Origin of the sequence: Methylobacterium sp. WL103, from assembly GCF_008039885.1 — a bacterium.
Classification (GTDB): Bacteria; Pseudomonadota; Alphaproteobacteria; order Rhizobiales; family Beijerinckiaceae; genus Methylobacterium; species Methylobacterium cerastii.
In genome coordinates this window covers 1-2,294 of sequence record NZ_VRUX01000642.1, presented here as the reverse complement: position 1 = coordinate 2,294, position 2,294 = coordinate 1, and the positions used below count along the sequence as shown (strand labels likewise).

Below are 2,294 nucleotides of genomic sequence, written 5' to 3'. Positions count from 1 at the left end.
CGCCAGCAGCGCGACCGCGACCGAGCCGACGCCGCCCGAGGCGCCGGTGACCAGGGCCGGGCCGTCCTTCGGTGTCACGCCGTGGGCCTCGAGCGCCATCAGGCAGAGCATCGCGGTGTAGCCGGCGGTGCCGATCGCCATCGTCTGCTCGGGCGAGAGGCCGGCAGGCAGCGGCACAAGCCAGTCGCCCTTCACCCGCGCCTTCTCGGCGTAGGCGCCGAGATGCGTCTCGCCGACGCCCCATCCGGTGAGCACCACCGCGTCGCCGGGCTTGTACTCAGGATGATCGGAGGCCTCGACCACGCCGGAGAAGTCGATGCCGGGGATCATCGGGAAGCGGCGCACCACCGGCGACGCGCCGGTCATCGCCAGCCCGTCCTTATAGTTCAGGCAGGAATGGGTGACGCGGACGGTGACGTCGCCGTCCATCAGGTCGGCCTCGTCGAAATCGGTGAAGGACAGGCTTTGGCCGGCCTCGCCCTTCTCGATCACCCAGGCCTTGAACCGCGCCATGCTCGCCTCCCGCTGCTTGTCGGGGGGACCTGTGGCGCAGCTTCCACGAAATCAACCCGCCGGAGGGGCCGGCTCCGGCGGGTCGTGGCGTTCACGTCAGATCTCATGGGTTTCGACCCATGAGACTGGGCATCAGTAGCCGTCGTAGACGCTGCCCGAGGAGAAGCCGAGGCCGACGCCGATGTCGGCCGAGCTCGCGCCGGCGATGCCGACGGCGTCGGGGATCGAGCCGATCCGTGGGCCGCCGAAGCCGCCGCCCTGGTAGCCCGCGCCCTGGTAGCCGCCGCCGTAACCGCCGCCACCGTAGCCGCCTCCGACCGGCACCCAGCCCGAGCGGGCCGGCGCGACCAGGACGCGACGGCTCACGCTGGCGTATTCCGGCGGGATCGTCTCGGGGATGGACTGGGCCGGCTGCACCAGCACGCGGCGGTGCTGAACGGTGTATTGCGGCGGGGTGGTGACCCAGCAGCCGATCAGCTCGCCGTAGGGGCCGCGGCGGGTCTGCCACGAGCGGCCGCCGGGCGAGACCATCACCCGCTCCGACACGGTGTCGTAGACCGGCGGCGTGGTGCGGTAGACGGTGCGGGGCGGGCGCACCAGCACGTTCTCCTGCACGGTGTCGAACACCGGCGGGGTCGAGACGTGGCGGTAGCACTCGGAGCCGTAGCAGCCGCCGGCCGAAGCGGGCGATGCGACGAGGACGGCACCGGCGAAGGCGGCGAAGAGCAGGGTGTTTCGGGCGACCGGCGCGGTCATGACGGCTTCCTCTGATACGCGGAACGAGTGGGATGACGCGAAGGGCGCGCTCATCTCGACGCTCAAGAGGCCGTCGGGTTGCTGTACAAGCAAGCACTATTGGAAAGTAGGGTAAAATTAACCCTCGATCCGGACTACGTAGTTACCGTCTACGTAAGTAAATCTTCGCTGAATTCGATCTTGGAAACCGGCTCGTCTTCCGGCCTTACGTCTGCCCCGGCTTGAGTTCGTAGAAGATGTGCCGGCCGATGACGTCCATCTTGCGCAGGCGCCGCGACCAGCCGGGCTTCACGTAGTCGGCGTGGTAGTGGGTCGCGTCGCCGACCTCGGCGAGGTAGGTCCGCCCCTCGATCACCGATTGCGCGATGCGGGTGGCGGTGGCCCAGGAGCCCGAATCGGTGATGCGCAGGGCCTTGCCCTCGCAGGCGAAGGAGAACTGGCAGCCCATGTAGCGGTGCCGGTTCTGGTAGACGACCCCGCAGACGTTGGACGGGTAGAGCCCGCTCTTCACGCGGTTCAGCACCACCTGGGCGACGGCGGCCTGGCCGGCTTCGGGCTCGCTGCGCGACTCGAAGTACACGGCCTCCGCGAGGCAGCGCTGTTCCTTGTCCATGGCGTCCGGCCCGATCAGGTCGGCGTAGCGGTGGCGGGCGTCCTCGGGGACGGATTGGACCGCCGGCGCCTCGGCCCGGTCGGTGCGGATGGTGAATCCCGGCAGCATCAGGCTGGCCGAGGCGACCTCGATCGGGGTGGCGTCGGCCGGAGCCGGCGTCGTCGAGGACAGGGCCACGGCGCGCGGCACCGGCGGCGTCGAGCCGTCGGAGCGGCGCTCCTCCTCGGCCTCGGCCCGTGCGTCGTCCTCGGCGGTCGTGCCGGGATCGGCGTGTCCGAGGCCGAGGTCGGGCACCGGCACGAAGCCGGCCTCGGGTTCGAGGTCCGGGTTCCAGGTGGCGGCGCCCGGCGTCAGCAGGCCGGTCACGTTGCCGGTGAGGTTGGCGAAGAGCAGCGAGGCGCCGGCCTCGCGC

General features: G+C 70.4%; 3 protein-coding genes. All 3 read right to left on the bottom strand.

Going from position 1 to position 2,294, the window contains the following annotated elements:
• Positions 1-513: alcohol dehydrogenase catalytic domain-containing protein (locus tag FV222_RS23590; RefSeq protein WP_147815783.1), on the bottom strand; the 513-nt coding region annotated here is incomplete at its 3' end.
• Positions 514-645: 132 nt separating this feature from the next.
• A complete protein-coding gene (locus FV222_RS23585) occupies positions 646-1,269 on the bottom strand; it encodes a hypothetical protein (RefSeq protein ID WP_147764149.1) in 624 nt (207 codons plus the stop codon).
• A gap of 205 nt (positions 1,270-1,474) precedes the next feature.
• A partial coding sequence (locus tag FV222_RS23580) for a cell wall hydrolase (protein ID WP_147815782.1) occupies positions 1,475-2,294 on the bottom strand: 820 nt, incomplete at its 5' end.